The sequence below is a fragment of the Streptomyces sp. SID8374 genome (assembly GCF_009865135.1).
GTDB lineage: Bacteria > Actinomycetota > Actinomycetes > Streptomycetales > Streptomycetaceae > Streptomyces.
Genome location: NZ_WWGH01000002.1, coordinates 1,778,744 through 1,798,429 on the forward strand (window position 1 = coordinate 1,778,744; position 19,686 = coordinate 1,798,429).

General features: G+C 72.1%; 19 protein-coding genes and 1 riboswitch. Of the genes, 9 read left to right on the forward strand and 10 right to left on the reverse strand.

The window, feature by feature from the left end:
• The first annotated feature begins 7 nt into the window (after positions 1–7).
• A complete protein-coding gene (locus GTY67_RS31215) occupies positions 8–616 on the forward strand; it encodes an XRE family transcriptional regulator (RefSeq protein ID WP_161281249.1) in 609 nt (202 codons plus the stop codon).
• A gap of 43 nt (positions 617–659) precedes the next feature.
• Positions 660–836: a DUF6126 family protein gene (locus GTY67_RS34715; RefSeq protein ID WP_176727452.1), complete on the forward strand. Its 177-nt coding sequence runs from the start codon at positions 660–662 to the stop codon at positions 834–836.
• 4 nt (positions 837–840) lie between these two features.
• Here GTY67_RS34715 and GTY67_RS31220 read toward each other — a convergent pair whose 3' ends face one another.
• Positions 841–1,653 carry a tyrosine-protein phosphatase gene (locus tag GTY67_RS31220; RefSeq protein WP_093689626.1) on the reverse strand — a complete coding sequence of 271 codons (813 nt, stop codon included), beginning with the start codon at positions 1,651–1,653 and terminating at the stop codon, positions 841–843.
• A 411-nt stretch (positions 1,654–2,064) separates the two neighbouring features.
• Positions 2,065–2,225, forward strand: a riboswitch (cyclic di-AMP (ydaO/yuaA leader).
• 3 nt (positions 2,226–2,228) lie between these two features.
• Between GTY67_RS31220 and GTY67_RS31225 the strand changes: the two genes are divergently transcribed.
• Positions 2,229–3,206: a LysM peptidoglycan-binding domain-containing M23 family metallopeptidase gene (locus tag GTY67_RS31225; RefSeq protein ID WP_093689624.1), complete on the forward strand. Its 978-nt coding sequence runs from the start codon at positions 2,229–2,231 to the stop codon at positions 3,204–3,206.
• Positions 3,207–3,368: 162 nt separating this feature from the next.
• Positions 3,369–4,199: an SGNH/GDSL hydrolase family protein gene (locus tag GTY67_RS31230; RefSeq protein ID WP_093689622.1), complete on the forward strand. Its 831-nt coding sequence runs from the start codon at positions 3,369–3,371 to the stop codon at positions 4,197–4,199.
• A gap of 3 nt (positions 4,200–4,202) precedes the next feature.
• Here GTY67_RS31230 and GTY67_RS31235 read toward each other — a convergent pair whose 3' ends face one another.
• Genes GTY67_RS31235 through GTY67_RS31260 form a run of 6 tightly spaced genes read right to left on the reverse strand, consistent with a single transcriptional unit; the run spans position 4,203 to position 10,408 of the window.
• Positions 4,203–5,120, reverse strand: a complete 918-nt coding sequence (locus GTY67_RS31235) for an STM4011 family radical SAM protein (RefSeq protein WP_161281250.1) — start codon at positions 5,118–5,120, stop codon at positions 4,203–4,205.
• Between the two features lie 7 nt (positions 5,121–5,127).
• Entirely contained in the window at positions 5,128–6,519 is a 1,392-nt protein-coding gene (locus GTY67_RS31240; protein WP_161281251.1) for an STM4012 family radical SAM protein, read from the reverse strand.
• Positions 6,519–7,328 carry an STM4013/SEN3800 family hydrolase gene (locus GTY67_RS31245; protein WP_161281655.1) on the reverse strand — a complete coding sequence of 270 codons (810 nt, stop codon included), beginning with the start codon at positions 7,326–7,328 and terminating at the stop codon, positions 6,519–6,521. The genes GTY67_RS31240 and GTY67_RS31245 overlap by 1 nt, the downstream gene beginning before the upstream one ends.
• A 16-nt stretch (positions 7,329–7,344) precedes the next feature.
• Positions 7,345–8,502 (reverse strand): STM4014 family protein, encoded by a 1,158-nt coding sequence (locus GTY67_RS31250; protein WP_161281252.1) that lies wholly within the window; start codon positions 8,500–8,502, stop codon positions 7,345–7,347.
• Positions 8,483–9,448 carry an STM4015 family protein gene (locus tag GTY67_RS31255; RefSeq protein WP_161281253.1) on the reverse strand — a complete coding sequence of 322 codons (966 nt, stop codon included), beginning with the start codon at positions 9,446–9,448 and terminating at the stop codon, positions 8,483–8,485. The genes GTY67_RS31250 and GTY67_RS31255 overlap by 20 nt, the downstream gene beginning before the upstream one ends.
• Positions 9,449–9,454: 6 nt before the next feature.
• Positions 9,455–10,408 carry an STM4015 family protein gene (locus GTY67_RS31260; RefSeq protein ID WP_161281254.1) on the reverse strand — a complete coding sequence of 318 codons (954 nt, stop codon included), beginning with the start codon at positions 10,406–10,408 and terminating at the stop codon, positions 9,455–9,457.
• Between the two features lie 220 nt (positions 10,409–10,628).
• On the opposite strand from GTY67_RS31260, the gene GTY67_RS31265 reads away from it, so the two are divergent.
• Both GTY67_RS31265 and GTY67_RS31270 read left to right on the forward strand, forming a co-directional pair.
• Positions 10,629–10,955, forward strand: coding sequence for a hypothetical protein (locus GTY67_RS31265; RefSeq protein WP_015612722.1), 327 nt, complete (start codon positions 10,629–10,631; stop codon positions 10,953–10,955).
• A gap of 78 nt (positions 10,956–11,033) precedes the next feature.
• Positions 11,034–12,035 (forward strand): DUF6745 domain-containing protein, encoded by a 1,002-nt coding sequence (locus GTY67_RS31270; protein ID WP_161281255.1) that lies wholly within the window; start codon positions 11,034–11,036, stop codon positions 12,033–12,035.
• Between the two features lie 27 nt (positions 12,036–12,062).
• Here the strand turns inward: GTY67_RS31270 and GTY67_RS31275 are convergent, their stop codons facing one another.
• Positions 12,063–12,674 carry a TetR/AcrR family transcriptional regulator gene (locus tag GTY67_RS31275; protein ID WP_093689606.1) on the reverse strand — a complete coding sequence of 204 codons (612 nt, stop codon included), beginning with the start codon at positions 12,672–12,674 and terminating at the stop codon, positions 12,063–12,065.
• Between the two features lie 149 nt (positions 12,675–12,823).
• Here GTY67_RS31275 and GTY67_RS31280 point away from each other — a divergent pair, with 149 nt between their 5' ends.
• Together GTY67_RS31280 and GTY67_RS31285 are read left to right on the forward strand one after the other, a co-directional pair.
• A complete protein-coding gene (locus tag GTY67_RS31280; RefSeq protein ID WP_093689604.1) occupies positions 12,824–13,264 on the forward strand; it encodes a PPOX class F420-dependent oxidoreductase in 441 nt (146 codons plus the stop codon).
• A 180-nt stretch (positions 13,265–13,444) separates the two neighbouring features.
• The gene (locus tag GTY67_RS31285; RefSeq protein WP_161281256.1) at positions 13,445–14,653 is read left to right on the forward strand and encodes an MBL fold metallo-hydrolase; all 1,209 of its coding nucleotides are present in this window, start codon (positions 13,445–13,447) and stop codon (positions 14,651–14,653) included.
• 100 nt (positions 14,654–14,753) lie between these two features.
• On the opposite strand, the gene GTY67_RS31290 is transcribed toward GTY67_RS31285, so the two are convergent.
• Positions 14,754–15,728: a helix-turn-helix domain-containing protein gene (locus GTY67_RS31290; RefSeq protein ID WP_343238794.1), complete on the reverse strand. Its 975-nt coding sequence runs from the start codon at positions 15,726–15,728 to the stop codon at positions 14,754–14,756.
• 115 nt (positions 15,729–15,843) lie between these two features.
• Positions 15,844–17,289, reverse strand: a complete 1,446-nt coding sequence (locus GTY67_RS31295; protein WP_161281257.1) for a glyceraldehyde-3-phosphate dehydrogenase — start codon at positions 17,287–17,289, stop codon at positions 15,844–15,846.
• Positions 17,290–17,641: 352 nt separating this feature from the next.
• Here GTY67_RS31295 and GTY67_RS31300 point away from each other — a divergent pair, with 352 nt between their 5' ends.
• Entirely contained in the window at positions 17,642–19,681 is a 2,040-nt protein-coding gene (locus tag GTY67_RS31300) for an ATP-binding protein (RefSeq protein ID WP_161281258.1), read from the forward strand.
• Positions 19,682–19,686 lie beyond the last annotated feature (5 nt).

The window sequence follows — 19,686 nt, forward strand, 5'->3', positions numbered from 1 at the left end:
TGGAGGTATGAACCCTCCGGACGAAGGGGCGGCCGACGAGCTCCCCGGCGTCGCACCCCGCCTGCGCGACCTGCGCCGCGGCCGCGGCCTCACCCTGGAGACCGCCGCCCAGCGGGCCGGACTCTCCCCGGCCCACCTCTCCCGGCTGGAGACCGGCCGCCGACAGCCCTCGCTGCCGATGCTGCTGGGCCTGGCCCGCATCTACGGTACGACGGTCTCCGAGCTCCTCGGTGAGAAGCCGCCCGAGCGGGAGTCGATCATCCGGGGCGGCGCCTTCGAGGGCGCCGAGGCCGACGGCTGGATGTACCGCAGGGCGGGCGGTTCCGGCCGCGCCATGCAGGCGCTGCGGGTCAGGGTCCCCTACGGCGCCCAGGGCGATCTGGTCCGCGTGCACCCCGGTGAGGAGTGGCTGTACGTCCTCGGCGGGCGGCTGCGGGTCGCGCTGGGGGAGACCGTGCACGATCTGGACCCGGGCGACAGCGCCCACTTCGACTCGCTCACCCCGCACCGGATCGCGGCCCTGGACCGGGGCGGGGCGGAGCTGCTCTTCGTCCACTCCCTGCTCCAGAGCCCCTCGGCCGAGCTCTGCCTCGGCAACGCGCTCCACGCGCGCTGACCCCTTCGTCCCACCGGCCGCGAGGCCGGCAGAGAGGACCGTCATGTCCGATTCCGAGCACTACGACCCGCTGAGCCCGAGGCACCCGAAGTCCACCAAGGACTCGCAGGAGCGCCGGATGCCGCGCGGTCTGGTCATCCGGCTCTTCGCCTACCTGGTGGTCGGCCACGTGATCGCGGCCTTCCTCTACCTGCTCTTCATGGTGGCGGGTGCCGAGTAGGCCGTCAGCCCTGGTCGAGGAGCCGCTCGCGCAGCCGCTCCCGGGTCTCGGGGGAGACGTTCAGCCCTTCGGACAGATAGCGGTCCGTCGTGCCCCAGGTCTCGTCGATGGCCGCGAACGCCGCCTCCAGGTAGGAGGACTGCGCCCCGAAGAGCGGGTTGAGGAGCTCCATCACCTCGGCGGACATCCCGACCTCGGACATGTCCGTGCGCTTCACCTTGTACCGGCGGTGGGGGTCGTTGGACTTGAGGTAGTCCGCCTCGATCGCCTCGCGCTCCACACCGACCGCGAGCAGCGAGACCGCGATCGACAGCCCTGCCCGGTCCTTGCCCGCCGCGCAGTGCATCAGCGCGGGCACACTGTCCTCCGCCAGCGCGTGCAGCACCCGGCTGTGCTCGGCGGTGCGGTCCACGATGGTCGACCGGTACATGGTGATCATGCGCTCGGTGCCCTTGCCGTTGGCGAGGATGGAGCGCAGCTGCTGGATGTTCCCGTCGCGCACCAGCCGCCAGAACTCGGCTCCGTCGGCCGGGTCGGAGAGCGGAATGCTGACATTGCGGACACCGGCCAGCTCGATGTCGTACCCGTCGAGTTTGTGGTCGGCGGAGTTGCGGAAGTCGAAGACGGTGTGCAGCCCGAGCCCGCCGAGGAAGAGCGCGTCCTCGGCGGTGGCGTGCGCCAGGTGGCCGCTGCGGTAGAGCCTGCCGAAGGCGGTGCGCCGCCCGTCCGTGGTGGGGAGCCCGCCCACGTCGCGGAAGTTGCGGACTCCGGTCAGTGCGGTCTCGGTCGGCGGGACCTGCGGCACCTGCTGCGTCACGGTGGCTCCTGGAATCTCTGGCGTCGGCGCGGCTCTCCGGCGAGGGCGCTCCTGCGACGATACGACATCGGTGCACGGGGAAATCAATGGTCTGCTGACGGCGCGTCAGGGATGGCGTCCACGCCATGTCCGTATTGGTGTATTTCGCAGAACATGCCCCGCTAATGGGGGAGATGGGATTCCGCAGGTGAGCGGGATCATATCCGTGACGGACCGTGGCGGTGGCGCCCGGCCGTTTTCCCGGGATCCGTACGGAAAGCCAAGATCCGTAATCCACGGAGTGTGACGGGAAATCCGAACCGGAATTGAATCGATGTTTCCGGCGTGCAACCGACGGCTTGTTCCTGTCGTCCTGACTCGTTTACGGTCACCGTCAATCCGGACGGACCGCCTAATCCTGCCGCCGCCCGGAATTCGCACCCACCCACTCACGTGTGGCAGGAGCGGGGGAACCAGGTAAGCCGCCGGCCCGGAGCGATCCGGACCGGCTCGGGGTGAAGTCGCCATCCGGCGGCCGGGCATCTCCAGCCCGAACCCGACAGCTCACCTCGCAGGCGCCGGAGAGGAACTTCCCCATGCCCGCAAAGGGTAAGCACCGCCGTCCCAAGTCCGGCCCGATCCACCGCGGCGTCCTCGCCGCGGGCACCGGCGGCGCCGTACTCGCCCTCCCGCTGATGGGTGCCACCGGCGCCCACGCCGCGGAGAAGGCGGCCCCCGCCGTCAAGCCCGCCGCCGCGCAGAGCGCGCAGCAGCAGGCCGCACCGCAGACCGCGCCCGCCACGGCGAAGAAGGCCGCCCCGAAGACGTACTCCGTCGTCTCCGGCGACTACCTCGCCAAGATCGCGGCCGAGCACCAGGTCAAGGGCGGCTGGCAGAAGCTGTACCAGGACAACCGCTCCACCGTCGGCGGGAACCCCAGCCTGATCTTCCCGGGCATGAAGCTGACCCTCGGCGCCAAGGCGTCCGGCTCCGCCGCGCCTTCCGAGGCCAAGAAGTCCGCCCCGGCGCCCAAGGCGGCCGCCCCGAAGGCCGCGCCGAAGAAGGCCGAGCCGGCCCCGAAGGGCGACACCCTCTCGGCCGACGAGTCCGACGCCGCCGCGCAGACCGGCACCTCCGCGCAGACCGGCTCTTCGCAGTCCACCGGCTCCGGCTGGACCGCCCCGCTGGACAACCCCAACGTCACCACCCAGTACCGCGCTTCCGGCTCCAGCTGGTCCAGCGGCTACCACACCGGCTCCGACTTCCAGGCCGCCTCCGGCACCCCCGTCAAGGCCATCGGCCCGGGCACCGTGGTCTCGGCCGGCTGGAGCGGTTCGTACGGCAACGAGGTCGTCATCAAGCACGAGGACGGCATGTACTCCCAGTACGCCCACCAGTCCTCACTGAGCGTCTCCGCCGGCCAGACCGTCACCGCCGGCCAGCAGATCGGCCTCTCCGGCTCCACCGGCAACTCCACCGGCCCGCACCTCCACTTCGAGGTCCGCACCGGCCCGAGCTACGGCTCGGACGTCGACCCGGTCGCCTACCTGCGGCAGCACGGCGTCTCCCTCTGACCCGAGGGCAACACGAAGTGATCGAGGGGCGGTGCGCGGCGGCGCACCGCCCCTCCGCTTATTCCGGGTTTACCAAAACCTGACCGGGTGGTCTATCTCACCACCCGTCAACCCCATATTACGGTCGCGTAGGTCACATTGAACGGTGCAGGATAAGTGCTTGTGGCAGACGATTCGAGAACCCAGCAGCAGAACATCATCGGGTCGTACGCGGCGATCGGGGACAGTTTCACCGAGGGCGTCGGCGATCCCGGTCCCGACGGCACCTTCGTCGGCTGGGCGGACCGGTTCGCGGTTCTGCTCGCCGACCGGCTCCCGGCCCCCGACGACGCGGCGACGAACCCGGACGAGACCCGGCACGGCAATTTCCGTTACGCCAATCTCGCCGTACGCGGACGCCTCCTCGACCAGATCGTCGAGGAGCAGCTCCCCCGCGCCAAGGAGCTGGCTCCCGACCTGGTCAGCTTCTGCGCGGGCGGCAACGACATCATCCGGCCCGGCACCGACCCCGACGATCTGGCCGAGCGCTTCGAGCGGGCCGTCGCGGACCTGACCAACGCCGTCGGCACCGTCATGGTCACCACCGGGTTCGACACCCGGGGCGTCCCGGTGCTGCGCCATATGCGCGGCAAGATCGCCACGTACAACGTCCACCTGCGGGCCATCGCCGACCGCTACCAGTGCCCCGTACTCGACCTGTGGTCGCTGCGCTCGGTCCAGGACCGGCGCGCCTGGGACGCCGACCGGCTCCACCTCTCGCCCGAGGGCCACACCCGTGTCGCCCTGCGCGCCGCCCAGGTCCTCGGCCACGACGTGCCCGCCGACCCGGACCAGCCCTGGCCGCCGCAGGCCCAGCGCCGCCCCTTCGACGAGCGGCGCGACAACATCCAGTGGGCCAGGGAGTACCTGGTGCCGTGGATCGGGCGGCGGCTGCGCGGCGAGTCGTCCGGCGACCACGTCGAGGCGAAGCGGCCGGACCTGCTGCCGCTGTAGCGGTCAGGGCTCCAGCAGCGGAAGCGCACGCCGGGACGGGCCCCTGGGGATGGGCCCGGTCGGCGGCGTGCCCGCGCCGAACCCGGCGGGTATCCGCTCCAGGACACCGCCCGCGAACACGTCGTACAGCGGCAGCGTCTCCAGGTGCACATAGCCGATGTGGCAGTCGCACACGGCGAGCGGGCAAGCCCGGGGGCCGAGCGCCGCGCGGTAGCTGCCGTCGTAGAGGTTGCCCAGCTCCGCCTTGACGAAGTGGCAGCGGCGCACCGTGCCGTCACCGTCCACCGAGATCACCGACTCACCCGTCCGGCAGGGCAGCCCCGCCGAGGTGTGCGGATGTCTGCTGTAGGGGAAGAGCGGGTCCAGCTCCGTCCACCGCTCGGCCTCCTCGTCGGTGTACGTATGGCCCTCGGCGGCGTTCACCCAGAGGTAGACCTCGGAGGGCAGCGCGGCGCGCAGCCGCCGCGCCTCGTCGAGGTGCTCGTCGAACCCCACCACGCCCACGCTGTAGCGGATGCCCCGGGCGGACAGCTCCTGGCACTTCCCGAGGAACCGCTCGTACGGTGTCTGCCCCGGGTGGTACGTGCACCAGAGCGCGACCCGCTCCGGATCGGCGTCCGCCAGCCATGCGGTGCGGCCGCTGAGGTTCGTCTGGATGGCGACCCGGCCGATGTGCGGCAGATGGGAGAGCTCGGTCAGCGCGCGCCGGTACCAGGAGCGCACCAGGCCCTCGCCCCACGGCGTGAACAGCACCGAGAGCCGGTCACCGGTCTGCGCCGCCGCCCACGCGGTGAACCGCTCCAGCGCCTCCCGGTCCGCCGTCAACTGGGCCCTGCTGTCACGCCGTTTGGCGAACGGGCAGTACGGACAGTCGTAGTCGCACGAGGCCAGCGGGCCCCGGTAGAGGATGGTCAGGTCCATGGCCCGCTCACTTCCGCTCGTACGCGGCCATCGCGGCCCGCACCCCGGGGGAGAACAGCGCCGGACCCAGCGCGTCCGAGTGGGCCAGCCCCAGCGGGGAGAGCCGCAGCAGACCCTCCGGAGCCTGGCCGTCCAGCCAGCCCCGGTCCGCGAACCGCTCCAGCTCGGCGGGGAAGTCCTCCGACGGGTCCGTGCCGAAGCGGGCGCGGTAGTCGGCCACGGGCAGACCGGCTGCCTGGAGCAGCGACTGGAGGAGGTGGCGCCTGCGGGCCTCATCCGCGTCGACGTATCTGCCGACCTCGGCCCGGGAGAAGTCCTCGGTGGTGGTGAAGCGGTCGATGATGGAGCGGATCTCCCGCATCTCCACCGCGTAGTCGAAGGAGTAGTGCAGGGCCGCCGTGTAGGAACGGGCCCCGCAGCCGAGCCCGATCATGCCGTCCGTCTGGCACGCGTAGTCCTCGGGGCCGTCCTGCGACTCGCGGGGGGCGTCGGCGCGCCGGAACATCCGCATCGACACCTGCTCGTAGCCGTACGCCAGCAGATGGTCCCGGCCCACCGCGTACAGCCGCAGCCGCTGCTCGTCCCAGGCGGCCTGCTCCAGGGCCTCCGCCTCCGGGCCGCTCCCGCTTGCACCCAGACGGTGCAGACCGGTCAGCGGGCGGACGTACAGCGGGTAGAGATACAGCTCCTCGGGCCGCCAGGCCAGCGCGGCGTCCAGCGAGGTGAGCCAGGTCCGCTCGGTCTGGCCGTCGATGCCGTAGATCAGGTCGATGTTCAGCACCGGTATCCGGGCGTCCCGGATCCGGCCGAGCGCCCCCTCCACCTCTGCCCGGCGCTGCGGCCGGACGGCGGCCCGCGCCTCTTCGTCCACGAAGCTCTGTACGCCGATGCTGACCCGGGTCGTCCCCCGGTCCGCCAGCACGGCCAGCCGGTCGGCGGTCGCGGTGGACGGGGACGTCTCCACCGACAGCGGGACCGCGAGCAGGTCGGCGCCCATCCGCTTCTCCGCTATGTCGCAGAGCCGCTCCAGCTCACCCGCGGTCAGGAAGGTCGGGGTGCCGCCGCCGAACGCCGCCGCCGCGAACCGCACCGGCTCGTCGTCGCCGAGCGCGTCCCGTACGGCTGCGGCCTGCCGGTCCAGGGCGTCGAGATAGCGGGTCGTCAGCTCCTCGGGCGCGCCGATGCGGGTGAAGAGGTTGCAGAAGCCGCAGCGGACCTCGCAGAACGGTATGTGGAGGTAGAGGGAGAGGGCATCCTTGGGCTCCGCCGCCCACAGCTCGCGCAGTGCGGGCCGGTCCGCCAGGGGGCGGTAGGCGGTCTTGTGCGGGTAGGCGTAGACGTAACTCTCGTACGGCCTCACGGCGGGCGTGCCCGTCGCCGTGGCGGTGCTGGTGGTCATCAGGAGGCCCCCGGTTCGAGGAAGAAGTGGGCGTACGGCACGGTCCAGACGGCTTCGTGGCCGAGCCGGTGGCCGGTGTAGCCGTCGTCGCCGTACGTCGTGCCGTGGTCGGAGCAGACGATGGCGAAGCAGCGGCGGCGGCTGCTCGCGGCGGCGAAGAGCCGGCCGATGTGCCGGTCGACGTACTCCAGGGCGGCCGCGTGCGTGGCCCGGGAGTCGCCCGCCTCACGGGTCGCGCCCGGGGTGTGGAACCAGTTCGGCTGGTGGAGCGCGGACACGTTGACGAAGAGGAAGAGCCGCTGCTCCCGCGGAAGTTCCGCCACCACCTTCTCGGCGCGGGTCACCTGCTCCTCGAACGAGGTCGGGGAGGCGACACCGAACTCCGGCTCCCAGTGGCTCTCCTGGAACATCCCGGGCAGCACCGACCCCAGCGCCCCCTGCCGGTTGAAGAACCCGACACCGCCGATGCACACCGTGCGGTAGCCCTCGGCGGCCAGACCCGACACCAGGTCCGGGGTGTCGAAGACGAACGTGCCGTCCGCCGTCGTCTCGCTGCCCGCGAAACGCGCCGCGAACAGCCGCGGATGCGGGCCGGGGGCGGCGGGCGTCGGCAGGAACCCGGCGAACATCGCCTGGTGCGAGGCGTAGGTGAAGCTGCCCGGCGCGTGCCGCTTCTCCCAGACCCCGCCGGGGAGATGGGCGGCCAGATTGGGGATGCGCCCGGCGGCGGCCAGCTCGGCGGCGACATCGTGGCGCAGGGTGTCCAGGGTGACCAGCAGCAGGTCATGGGTGCCCACGACCTCGGCCATATCGGGGCGTGGGGGGTCAGGCAGACGTGACGGCATGGTCGTTCCTCGTTCGGTCCAGTACGGCGGCGACCTGCGCCGCATAGGTGTCCAGCCCCTCGGCACCGCTGCCCGGCAGGCCGGTGAGCCCGGGCAGCAGATCACCGAAGGCGTTGACCTCGCCGACGGCGAAGCGCCGCCAGCCGGCCGCGGGCAGCAGGTCCACGCCCACACAGAGCGTCCCGGGGAAGCAGGCGGCGGCCCGCTCGCACATCGCCAGCGCCTCGCGCCAGCAGCCGCCCACCGCCGACACGGCGGCCCGGACCTCGTCGAGATCGCCGCGGGCGCCCCCCAGGTGGAGGTTGGTCATGGGGGAGAGGCTGGTGCGCACGACGGCATGGGTGGCCCGGCCGCCGACCACCACGATCCGCAGATCGGCGGCCCGCCCCCGCTGCGACGCCTTCGGCAGCCAGCGTTCGATGTGCAGCCCGTCCGGGGCGAGCGCGTCCACGAGTGCGCCCACCTCCTGCTCCGTGGTGTACCGGCGGACCCGCAGCGAGTTGAACAGCCGCCCCTCGGCGTCCCGTTCCACCGAGGTGCTCGCCCGGACCCGGCCAGGCCCTGCCGTCTCCACCGCCAGCACCCCCGAGGCGGAGGAGCCGTGGGCGAGCTTCACGAACGCCCGGGGCATCCGGTGCTCCCGCATCAGCGCCCGTACGTCGGACCAGCCCCGCACCTCCGCCGCGTCCGGGCCGGACGTGGGCGAGGGCGGAACCGGCACCTCCGCGGCCGCCAGGAGGCCGTGGCAGAGCCGCTTGTCGAAGAGCGCGGCGAGGTCACCGGGGGAGGTGAGCACCTCGGCACCGGCCGCCGAGGCCGCCCGCGCCACCTCGCCGACCGCCGTGCGGAACCCGGCGTACCACCGTGCGGACCCCTCCACCCGGGTCGGATCGTCGACCCCGCGCAGCCGCCGCTCCACCTCCGCGTTCTCGCCGGGCGAGTCGATCCGTACGGTCTCGCCCGGCTCGAACGCCGCCTCGCCGCGCAGCACCTGGAGCCAGGGCACCACCCGGGCCGGCTCCAGCCCGGCGGCCCGCACGGCCTCCCGGAAGAAGGCGACCCGGCGGTTCTCCGGGTTGCCGACGACCGCGAAGCGCGGGGCCGCAAGGCTCCCGGGGCTACTCGCTGACGGCGACATAGCGCTCCGGTTCCTCGTCCTCGTCCTCGTAGTCCTCCTCGGCCTCGCCTGCCTCGACCACGGCCGGAGCACACGCGGCCCTGATCCGCTCCAGCACCGGGCCGGTGAGGTAGTGGTGGCGCAGGTCGAGAGCGGAGAGGTGGTTCAGGGGCTGCCCGTTCAGCAGGGCCTCCCCGCCCGCGTCGCTGAGGGTGCCCATGGAGAGCGCGAGGGTCTCCAGCTGGGCGACGACGGGCGCCGACGCCACGGCCACCGCTATCTCGTCCTGGAGCTCGCTGTTCTGCAGGCCCAGGTGGCGCAGCCGGGGGAACGTGCCGCCCGACAGGACCGGCCCGATGTCCTCGACGGTGGCGTCCGCTCCGTACCACGAGCTGCCGAACCACAGGTCCAGCCGCTCCAGCGCGGGCAGTTCACTCGCGGCGACCGCCCGCACCAGATCGCCGGGCAGCCCGCCGGACTCGAAGCGCAGCGACTTCAGCGCCGTATGGCGGACGGGCCGCAGCGCCAGCCCCTCCTGGCCGCAGCCGCGCACCGTGAACTCCTCCAGCAGTGGGAACGCTTCGAGCACCGGCGTGATGTCACACATGCGCAGCCACGACACCTCGCACTCCTCGCCCACCACATCGGCGAGGAAGAGCCCCCGCAGGGCCGGGAAGCGGTCCGCGTGGGCGACGATCAGCTCCATCACCGGGGCGAACGGCGTGTACTCCTGATGCCACCAGGGGCCGATCAGGAGCGCCCGGACCCGCGTGGTGTCGACCGTGTCGAGGAACCGCTGCCACACGGCGGCGAAGTCCGTCCGCTCGTCGTAGCCGCACCCCAGCAGCCAGGCCACCACGTCGGCGTCGGGAAGCGCCGGGGAGGTGTCCGCTCCGGACGGCGGCGCCAGGAAGTGGACCGGCAAGCCGTGGAACCGGTCGGGATGTTGGATGTGGACGGGGGTCATGACACCTCACTCCGACACGGCGGTGTAGCGGCCCTCGGCGCCGCGGTTGTCCCACGGCTCGTTCCGCTCGGAGAGGTCGACACGCACCCCGTGCGGCTCCAGGGCCGAGCGGACCCGCTGCTCCATCGCCTCGGTGAGGAAGTGGTGGTGGAGGTCCAGCAGGTCGAGATGGGTGAGCGGCTGCCCTTCGAGGAGCGCGGCCGCCCCCTCGTCCCCCAGCGTGCCGTTCGACAGGTCGAGGGTCTTGAGCTGGGCCACGACCGGGGCGGACGCGAGGGCCGCCGCGATCTCGTTCTGCACCTCGCTGTTGCGCAGGCCGAGGTGGTGCAGGCGGGGGAACCGGGTGCCCGAGAGCAGCGGTGCCAGGTCCGCCACATCGGTGTCGCCGCCGTAGGCAGAGATGCCGAGCCAGAGGTCCAGCCGCTCCAGCGCGGGCAGTTCGCTGTCCTGCACCCCGCGGACCACCTGCACGGGCAGGCCGCCCGCCTGGATGGTCAGCGACCGCAGCCGCTCGTGCTTCGTCGGCGGGAACAGCAGGTCGGTGCCGCCCCGGACCCCGAACTCGGTCAGCGCGGGGAAGGCGGCCAACAGCGCCGTCACATCGGACTGTTCGATCCAGGTGATCTCGGCCTGCTCCGCCTCCAGATCCCCGACGAACACGGCCTCCAGCGAGGTCAGCCGGTCGGCGGCGGCGATCACCAGATTGATCGGCACCGAGGAGTCCTCCTCGTACGCCTCGCCCCACTGGCCGATGATCAGTACCTTGGCCCCGGCCGGGTCGACCGCGTCCAGGAAGCCGGCGAACTCCTGCTCCCAGCTCCGGTCGTCGTCGCCGTACGGATCGACGGAGATCCGCCAGGCCACATCATCGGCGGCGGGCCGGTCGGCCGGACGGTCCTTGTGCTGGAAGTCGACGGCCGGAAGGCCGCCGAACGCTTGCAGATGCTGCGCACCGTACATCGCACTGAGCTCCTGGTCCTGGGGACGGCTGATGTCCGCAAGGTTTATCAAGCCCCACTGACAACGCCGCGACCGGGACCGCTCCGAGGCTGCCGCGGGGCCGCTGCGAACCTGCTGCGGCACCTCTCCGGACCTGCCGGAGAGGCCCGTTGTCAGACCCTGCCCGTAGCGTTTTTCCCGTGGCCGGCACAGCGGGTGCCGCGACCGAGGGGAGACGTCTGTGTACCGGCAGGGCGATGTACTGATCATGGCGCTGGAGGAGTCGGCGGTGCCCGCCCCCTTCCTCAAGGCTTCGGGCGAACTGCGCGACGGGCGGGGGCGGCTGGTGCTGGCGCTGGGTGAGGTGACCGGGCACGCGCACGCCGTGCAGGGACCCGGCCGGCTGATCCGGGAGGCGGGACCGTTCGGCCCGATGCTGCTCCATCTCCCCGAGGGCGGGCGGGTGGTGCACGAGGAGCACGCCACGATCGCGCTGCCGCAGGGCTGGTTCCGGGTGGTGCGCCAGAGGGAGTACGCGCCCGGCGCGATCCGCATCGTCGCGGACTGACGTACGTACGGACACCAGCAGCACACCGAGCACGACCAGCAGATACGAAGCAGACATGAACTGGGGACGGGACAACCGATGCAGCACGTGAATTCCTGGCGGGACGTGGCGGCGGCGACCGGTGCGGCGGACCGGGTGGCCGCCGAGGAGGGCGTACGGCGCGCCTACCGCACCGCCGGGCTCGCCGAGCCCGAGCGGATCGTCTGGGCCGAATCGCCCCGGGCGGCCGTCGAAGCCGTCGAGAAGCTGGCCGACGCCGGGCGTTCGGTGCGCGAAGAGGTCCGCACCCGGCCGTGGGCCGAGGAGCGCCGCCGGATGTACGACGAGCTGGGCCCGGCCGGCTGGTCCGCCCTCTGGTCCGCCACCGGGGCCCAGCTGTGGGAGACCACGGCCGCGCTCGCCGAGCGCATCCGGTCCGGTGTCGTCGCCGATCTGGCGCCCAGGCCGGAGGACGAGGGCGGTTTGCGGCTGGTCCTCCTCGACGCGGTGCTCGGGCAGCACGACGCCGCCTGGCTCGCCGCCTTCGACGGGCGCGGTGACCGGCTCACCGGCCTGGCCGAGGTCGCGCGGAACGCTGGCTGGTGGTGGCCGTACGAGAAGGCCGTGGTCATCAGCGAACGGCCCGAGGTCCTGCACCGCGACGAGGCGGGCAGACTCGACCACGGGGCCGGGCCCGCCCTCGCCTACCCGGACGGATTCGCCCTGTACGCCTGGCGCGGTATGCCGGTGCCCGCCGCCTTCCTGGCGGAGCTGGCGTCGCTGACCCCGCAACGCATACGGGAGGAGGAGAACGCGGAGCTGCGCCGCGTGATGCTGGAGTTCTACGGCTACGACCGCTACCTCACGGAGTCGGGGGCCGAGCCCGTCCACCGCGACGAGACGGGCATCCTCTGGCGCATCGCGCTCGAAGGCGACGAGGACGTGGTGATGGTCGAGGTGGTCAACTCCACCCCGGAACCCGACGGCACACACCGCACCTACTGGCTCCGCGTACCCCCGGCGACCCGGACCGCGAAGGACGGGGTCGCCTGGACGTTCGGACTGGACGGTGCCGCCTACGCGCCGGTACGTCAGACCTGACGCGCCGGGGCCGATCCGACGGACGCGTCAGCCGGTCAGCGCGGCGTGGTCGATGCCCAGCTCACGGGCGAGCGCGTCGTCGGTCCAGCGCAGCATCGTGGTCCGGGAGAGCGGACCGGCGTACGAGGTCATCTGCACGGCCAGGCCGTCCAGCAGGGCGGTCAGCCGCCAGGCCGCCGACTCCGGGTCCTCGCACCGGAACTCACCGGCGGCGGCGCCCTCCGCGATGACCTCGGCCAGCTCCGCCTTCCACCGCTGGTCGAGGTGGCCCGCCACCTCGCGCAGGGCGGGCTCGCGCAGGGAGGCCGCCCACCCCTCGATCCACAGCCGCCACCCCTTGGCCTGCCCGGTCGGCGCGTACCACCGCACGGCGGCCCGCAGGCGCCGTACGGCGGTGGTGCGGCGGGCCAGCAGCTTTCGCAGCTGGGCGAGGTCGGCCTCGGCCGCGTACGAGAAGGCGGCGGAGACCAGCTTCTCCTTGGTCGAGAAGTGGTAGAGCACCAGCGCGTTGCTCACCCCCAGCGCGGACGCCACATCGGCGATCCGTACGGAGGAGGCCCCGCGGATCTCGATCTGTTCGACCGTCGCCTTCAACAGCTCCTCGCGCCGTTCCGCCACGTTCAACCGGACTCTTGCCACCCGACCACCCTAGTCAATCTTCCGGTCACTGCCGGTCACCGAAGATCACGCCCTCATGGGGATGACGCGATGGGGGCACCCGTATGTGACACCTCCTGCGGGAGCCGCCGGCCCGGAATCCCTGGGGCGGCAGGCACGTTGGACCGTTCATGACGTCATTCGAACCGGCACAGGAAGCGCTGCTCCGTCTCTTCGGCGAGCACGACGGGGGAGTGCTGGTCACTCTCAAGCGGGACGGGCGGCCCCAGCTGTCCAACGTCAATCACGCCTATTACCCCGACGAGCGGGTGATCCGGGTGTCGATCACCGAGGGCCGGGCGAAGACCCGCAACCTGCGGCGTGACCCCCGCGCGAGCTACCACGTCACCAGCGACGACCGCTGGGCCTGGACCGTCGCGGACGGCACCGCCGAGCTGACCCCGCCCGCCGCCGAACGGGACGACGCCACGGTGGAGGCCCTGATCACGCTGTACCGCGATGTGAAGGGCGAGCACCCGGACTGGGAGGACTACCGGCGGGCCATGGTCGAGGACGGCAGGGTGCTGCTCACACTCCGCATCGACCACGTCTACGGACAGCCGCGTGGCTGAACCGCCACCGAACGGATCGCGGCGGGGTCCCGGTGGGGGTCCCGCCCGCCGTGTGCCGGGTTCCGGCGGCCGCGTGCCGGGTCCCGCCGTCCGGGGCGGCTGCCCCGTTCACCTTCCTCTTCTCGCCCTGTCGGACAGTCCGACGATAATGAGACGACACCGACTCCCCCAGGAGATGTTGTGACCGGCGCCGACTACTTTGTCCCCTTCCGTACGAAACTGCGTTCGATGCGCTCCGAACCCTTCGGGGCCGATCCCGCCGGAGCGCGGATGCAGCGCATCCTCAGCTCGCCGAACTTCGCCGACGGAGTGTTCCAGAACCCGCTGGGGGCCCGCACCAGGCCGTCCGGGTCCGGGCTGGAGTTCGCCAAGGTCTACTTCCAGAAGGAGCAGCGGATCCGCAGGGCGCCGGCGGGCCCTGTCCCGGTCCATGCCACCACCCTCGCGGACCTGGCCGCACCGCCCGCCACCGGGCTGCGGCTGACCTGGATGGGCCACTCCAGCGTCCTCGCCGAGATCGACGGCCGCCGGGTCCTGTTCGACCCGGTGTGGGGCGACCGGTGTTCCCCGTTCCCGTTCGCCGGACCCAAGCGCCTGCACCCGGTGCCGGTGCCGCTGGCCGCGCTCGGCTCCGTCGACGTGGTGGTGATCTCGCACGACCACTACGACCACCTCGACCTGCCGACGATCCGCGCGCTGGCGGGCACGGACACCGTCTTCGCCGTGCCGCTCGGGGTCGGCGCCCATCTGGAGCGCTGGGGAGTGGCACCCGCCCGGCTGCGCGAGCTGGACTGGAACGAGACCGCCGAGGTCAACGGCATCAGCCTCACCGCCACGCCCGCCCGCCACTTCTGCGGCCGCGGCCTGCGGAACAACCAGCACACCCTGTGGGCCTCCTGGGCGGTCTCCGGCCCGGAGCACCGGATCTACCACAGCGGCGACACCGGCTACTTCCCCGGCTTCCGGGACATCGGCGCCGAGCACGGCCCCTTCGACGCCACGATGATCCAGATCGGCGCCTATTCGGAGTACTGGCCGGACATCCACATGACCCCCGCCGAGGGGATGCGGGCGCATCTGGACCTCCAGGGCGGACGCCCGCACGGGGTGATGCTGCCGATCCACTGGGGCACCTTCAACCTCGCCCCGCACGCCTGGGCCGAGCCCGGCGAGTGGACCAAGGACGCGGCCGAGGAGGCCGAGCAGGCGGCGGCGTTCCCCCGCCCGGGCGAACCCTTCGAACCTGCCGGAACGCTCCCGGTGGAGCCCTGGTGGCGGGCCGTCTCCGCACCGATGGCCGCCCCGCAGTGGCGTACGGCGGCACCGGACGCGGTCCCGGGCGGCGCACCGGTCGCGCGGCGCGACCTCGATGTGGCCGGGGAGCGCTGACGGCGGGAGCCGGAGAGCAGTGACAGCGGGAAGCCGGGGGTGTGGTGACCGTTCGGGAGCCGGGCGGGCACCCGCCCCCGGCTCCCGAACGGACCAAGCCCTAGCCGCTCTCCGCCGGCGCAGGCTTGCGGGCCGGTTCGCGCTCGTCGGTGAGTGCGGGCGGCATGGGCGAGGGTCCGCCCGCCGAGGTGCAGGTCTCCTCGCCCCTGATCACTCCGCAGGCCCGCGCGGAAGCCGGGTAGGGCGCCTCCACCATGGGGGAGTAGGTGTCGTTCTCGTACGTCACCGAGCGCTCGTTGCGGGCTCCTCGGGGCCCCTCCACCCTGGCGGTGTCATCGACATGGGCATCGGTGATGCGGGCCCAGGCGGACCGGCAGCGAGGGCTGTAGCGCAGTTCGATGTAGGTGCGGCCCGACCAGGTCGCGGCAGCCGTCCAGGCCCCGATATGGCAGCCCGTCCGCTGGGAATCCTTGTCGCGGCATTCGAATTCCAGGCATTGGGGTTCGCCCGCCGCCTTCTCCCGGTTCTGCCCCTCCGCCTCGGTCCCGCCGAATATCCAGCCGCCGATCAGTATTCCGGCCACCAGCGCCGTGCAGGCGGAAATCGTGGAGACGAGGGTCGTTCGCGTGCCGAATGCCCGGGACCTCGGAGGCTTGTCCACCGGCGGAGCCGCCTCCGCCGACCCCTCTCGCCCTGAGGTCTCCGGCGGTACGTCCTTATCGGGGGCAGCCGTCTCACGGGTGGGCGGGGTGCTCCCCGTCTCGGGTCTCCGGCCGTCCTGCTCCTGCTCCCGCTGTCTCAACAGGGCGGCCGCGGGGACCCCGACGGCGGCCGCGAATTCGGTGATCGCCGTTGCCGGCGGGAGGGCCTTTCCGTTGAGATAACGCTCCCAGGAGGACCGGCTGTAGGAAGTGCGTTTGGCCAATGCGCTGAGGGTCAGACCGCGGCGCATACGCAGGGAACGTAACTGCGCTGCCAGGGAACCGCGGTCTCCATGCAATTCATCCATATCATGCCTGTCTGTCATGAAATTGGGCTTCCTTGCGCTCAGGAATGGTGTGGACGGAGCCCCCATTCTTTCCCGAAGGGGCGGCCGAACACGAGCGGGCCGGCGCCCCGGGGCAGGGGCGCCGGCCCGCGAGGCCGTGCTGTGAGGCCGCCCCGTCACGGAGGGGCGGCCCTGTCGAGTGTCAGACGGCCGGGGCCGGGTACGTCGGGTACTCCACGCCGGAGACGTGCTGGACGACCCGGATGACCTGGCACGAGTAGCCGAACTCGTTGTCGTACCAGAGGTAGAGGATCGCGTTGTCGCCGTCGACCTTGGTGGCGCCCGCGTCGACGATCGAGGCGTGGCGCGAGCCGATGAAGTCGCTGGAGACCGCGTCGGGGGCGCTGATGAAGTCGATCTGGCGCTTGAGCGGCGAGGCCAGCGACACGTTGCGGAGGTAGTCGAGGACCTCCTCGCGGTTGGTCTCGCGGCCCAGGCGCAGGCTCAGGATGGCGATCGAGACGTCCGGCACCGGGACGCGGATGGAGCTGCCGGTGATCGGCGCGTCCAGGTCCGGGAGTGCCTTGGCGACGGCGGAGGCCGCACCGGTCTCGGTGATGACCATGTTGAGCGCCGCCGAGCGGCCGCGCCGGTCGGAGCTGTGGTAATTGTCCAGCAGGTTCTGGTCGTTGGTGTACGAGTGGACGGTCTCCACGTGGCCGCGCAGCACGCCGTACTCGTCCGCCATCGCCTTGAGCGGCGGGACGATCGCGTTGGTGGTGCAGGACGCGCAGGACAGGATCTGCTCGTCGTCCTTGATCGTGTCGTGGTTGACCCCGTGCACGATGTTGGGGACGTCGCCCTTGCCCGGCGCCGTCAGGACGACCTTGGCGATGCCCGGGCGCAGGTGGTTCGAGAGCCCCTCGCGGTCGCGCCACCGGCCGGTGTTGTCGATCAGGATGGCGTCCTTGATCCCGTACTCGGTGTAGTCCACCGACGTCGGGTCGTCCGAGTAGATCACCTTGATCTCGTTGCCGTTGGCGACGATCTTGCTGTTCGCCTCGTCGACGGTGATCGTGCCGGAGAACTGGCCGTGGATCGAGTCGCGCCGCAGCAGTGAGGCGCGCTTGACGATGTCCTGGCCGGAGCCCTTGCGTACGACGATGGCGCGCAGCCGCAGTCCGTTGCCGGAACCGGCCTTCTCGATGAGGAGACGGGCGATGAGGCGGCCGATGCGGCCGAAGCCGTAGAGGACGACATCCCGGGAGTCGCGGCGCTCGATCTTGTTGGCGCCGGTCGCCCCGGCGACGGCCTCGGCGGTGAACTCCTCCACCGTCAGACCGCGGTCGTCGGCGCGGAACGTCGCGGCCAGCATGCCTATGTCGATCTGGGAGGGGCCGAGGTCGAGTGTCGTCAGCGCCCGCAGGAACGGCATCGTCTCGGTGACGGAGAGTTCCTCACCGGCTATCTGCCGGGCGAAGCGGTGGGTCTTGAGGATGCTGACCACCGACTTGTTCACCAGGGAGCGGCTGTGCAGCAGGACGTTCACGTCCTGCTCGCGGTGCAGCTTCCCGATGATCGGGATCATCGACTCCGCGATCTCCTCGCGGTGCATCCAGTTGGTGAACGAGTCGTCATTGACAGTCACGTGTTTATCTTTCGAGCTAGGCGGCGCTCATATGGTAGCCGCCCCGGTCTGCTCATCCTTCAGGTGGTCCCGTCCGGAGATCCGGGACGCGGACGCTCCGGTGTCAATGCGGCGTAATCGGGCGCCCGTGCGAGAGGTCATACCAGAGCGGGACGGATGGCGGGCAAGTTCCACAACTGCCCGTCGCACACAGGTCGGTGGCGACTACCGTGTGTGCTCGGTGATCAACGGGGGGCTCCCGGCTTCGGGTCCGCCCGGCCGATGCCCCCAGCCCGACCGACCACCGTAGGTGCCACCGCATGAACGCCGACAGGAACGCCGATTCCTGGTGCCCCCTGTACCGAGGACGCTGATGTCTCAACTTCGCGCACCCGCCGCGCGACCGGACCGCCGTGAGGGCGGGCGGCACGGCCGCCCCGGCGCACGCACCCACTCGGCCCCGAGCAGGCCGCGCGCCGCTCAGCCGACCCCCGAGGGGCGCATACGCCCCCAGTTGTTGCGCACCGCCCTGCTCCCCACCATCGCAGCCCTGCTCAGCGGCGCGGCAGCCGTCATCTTCACCGTCCGGGACGGCGCCGTCGACCCGTCCCCGAGCCTGTGGGCCGCGCTCGGCGGATCGGCAGCCCTGGCCGTCGCCGCCGTCGCGGCCGCCTACCTCGGCGCCCACCGCGTGGCCGGTGCCGTGCTGGACAGGGCCCTGACGCTCCGCCGCGCCAGCGCCCAGGGCCAGGCCGAACTCCAGCGGGTGGTGGAGCAGCTCCGGGCCGGGGAACCCGTCGGCCCCCGGCGGCCCCCGCCGCCGCCCACCCCCGACGGCGACGCCTTCGACCTGCTCGCCCAGGAGATGGGACGGGCCCAGGACGCCGCGGTCACCGCCGTCGTCCAGGCCTCGCAGCTCTTCAGCTCCACCGGCAACGAACAGAAGGTCGAGGTCTTCGTCAACCTCGCCCGGCGGCTCCAGTCCCTGGTCCACCGCGAGATCCAGATCCTCGACGAGCTGGAGCACGAGGTCGAGGACCCCGACCTGCTCAAGGGCCTCTTCCACGTCGACCACCTGGCCACCCGCATCCGCCGCCACGCGGAGAACCTCGCCGTCCTCGGCGGGGCCGTCTCCCGGCGCCAGTGGAGCAACCCGGTCACCATGACCGAGGTGCTGCGCTCGGCCATCGCGGAGGTGGAGCAGTACCCCCGGGTCAAGCTGGTCCCCCCGATGGAGGGCACCCTGCGCGGCCACGCCGTCGCCGATGTGATCCACCTCCTGGCCGAACTGGTCGAGAACGCCACGGTGTTCTCCGCCCCCCACACCCAGGTCCTGCTGCGCGTCCAGCGCGTCACCGCCGGACTCGCGCTGGAGGTGGAGGACCGCGGCCTCGGGATGCCGGACCACGAGCAGAACCGGATGAACGCCCTCCTCTCCGACCCGGACCAAGTCAACGTCGCCCATCTCCTCCAGGACGGCCGGATCGGCCTGTTCGTCGTCTCCGCCCTGGCCCGCCGCCACGGCATCGCGGTCCGCCTCCAGAGCAACATCTACGGCGGCACCCAGGCGGTCCTCGTCCTGCCGCAGACCCTCCTCGGAGCCGACCCGGACACCGCGACAGCGCCCGGCGCCGCCCCCGTACCGCCGCCCGGAGCCGTACACCGGCCGCCCGCCGACGGTGGACGCACGGCCCCGCCCGCACCGCCGCAGGTCCAGGCCGCCCAGCCGCAGGCCGTCCCCGGACCGCCCGCCCAGGCGCCCGCCGGCCACCCGCGCGACGCCCAGGCACCCGGCTCGCACGCGCACGCCGCACCGGAGAGCCGCGCGCCGGGACCACGCGGCGAGGCCCCGCCCCTCCCGCTGCGCGCCGAACGGGTCGACCGCCCCGCACCGCCCGCGTCCGCCCCCGACCGGCCCGCACCGGCGGCCTTCACGCCGGAGCACACGGAGCGCCCCGCCCCGGCCGCCTTCACACCGGAGCGCGCCGACCACTCCGCACCGGCCGCCTTCGTTCCCGAGCGGGTCGACCGGCCCACGCCACCCGCCGCCCGCCCCGAACTGCCCAAGCGGGCCAACCAGGAGAGCCTCGTCCCGCAGTTGCGGGAGGCCCCCGCCCCCCGGGTCGAGGACGAGCACGCCCTGCACGACCCGGGCCTCATGGCCGCCTTCCGGCGCGGTGTCGACCTCGCTGAGGCGCAGACCGCACAGGAGGAAGGGACCGGCACCGGATACGGCGATGCCATCGGTGCGCCGACCGCACTCGACGCCCCCCTGGAGACCCTCGCCCCCCTCCCCGTACGCGGAACAGGCGAAGCGCCCACGCCCGCCGGCCGCCCGCAGACCGGGCACGACACCTTCCTGCCGGGCCACGCCGTGCCGGAACCCCGTAAAGACACGACCTTCAAGGAGTAGACACG

Bases quoted from the DNA above. Each gene is read 5' to 3' on its own strand.
- GTY67_RS31240 (WP_161281251.1), bottom strand. From the start codon at position 6,519: ATGACCACCAGCACCGCCACGGCGACGGGCACGCCCGCCGTGAGGCCG.
- GTY67_RS31250 (WP_161281252.1), bottom strand. From the start codon at position 8,502: ATGTCGCCGTCAGCGAGTAGCCCCGGGAGCCTTGCGGCCCCGCGCTTC.
- GTY67_RS31300 (WP_161281258.1), top strand. From the start codon at position 17,642: ATGTCTCAACTTCGCGCACCCGCCGCGCGACCGGACCGCCGTGAGGGC.
- GTY67_RS31225 (WP_093689624.1), top strand. From the start codon at position 2,229: ATGCCCGCAAAGGGTAAGCACCGCCGTCCCAAGTCCGGCCCGATCCAC.
- GTY67_RS31215 (WP_161281249.1), top strand. From the start codon at position 8: ATGAACCCTCCGGACGAAGGGGCGGCCGACGAGCTCCCCGGCGTCGCA.
- GTY67_RS31235 (WP_161281250.1), bottom strand. From the start codon at position 5,120: ATGGACCTGACCATCCTCTACCGGGGCCCGCTGGCCTCGTGCGACTAC.
- GTY67_RS31270 (WP_161281255.1), top strand. From the start codon at position 11,034: ATGCAGCACGTGAATTCCTGGCGGGACGTGGCGGCGGCGACCGGTGCG.
- GTY67_RS31255 (WP_161281253.1), bottom strand. From the start codon at position 9,448: ATGACCCCCGTCCACATCCAACATCCCGACCGGTTCCACGGCTTGCCG.
- GTY67_RS31290 (WP_343238794.1), bottom strand. From the start codon at position 15,728: ATGGGGGCTCCGTCCACACCATTCCTGAGCGCAAGGAAGCCCAATTTC.
- GTY67_RS34715 (WP_176727452.1), top strand. From the start codon at position 660: ATGTCCGATTCCGAGCACTACGACCCGCTGAGCCCGAGGCACCCGAAG.
- GTY67_RS31245 (WP_161281655.1), bottom strand. From the start codon at position 7,328: ATGGCCGAGGTCGTGGGCACCCATGACCTGCTGCTGGTCACCCTGGAC.
- GTY67_RS31280 (WP_093689604.1), top strand. From the start codon at position 12,824: ATGACGTCATTCGAACCGGCACAGGAAGCGCTGCTCCGTCTCTTCGGC.
- GTY67_RS31260 (WP_161281254.1), bottom strand. From the start codon at position 10,408: ATGTACGGTGCGCAGCATCTGCAAGCGTTCGGCGGCCTTCCGGCCGTC.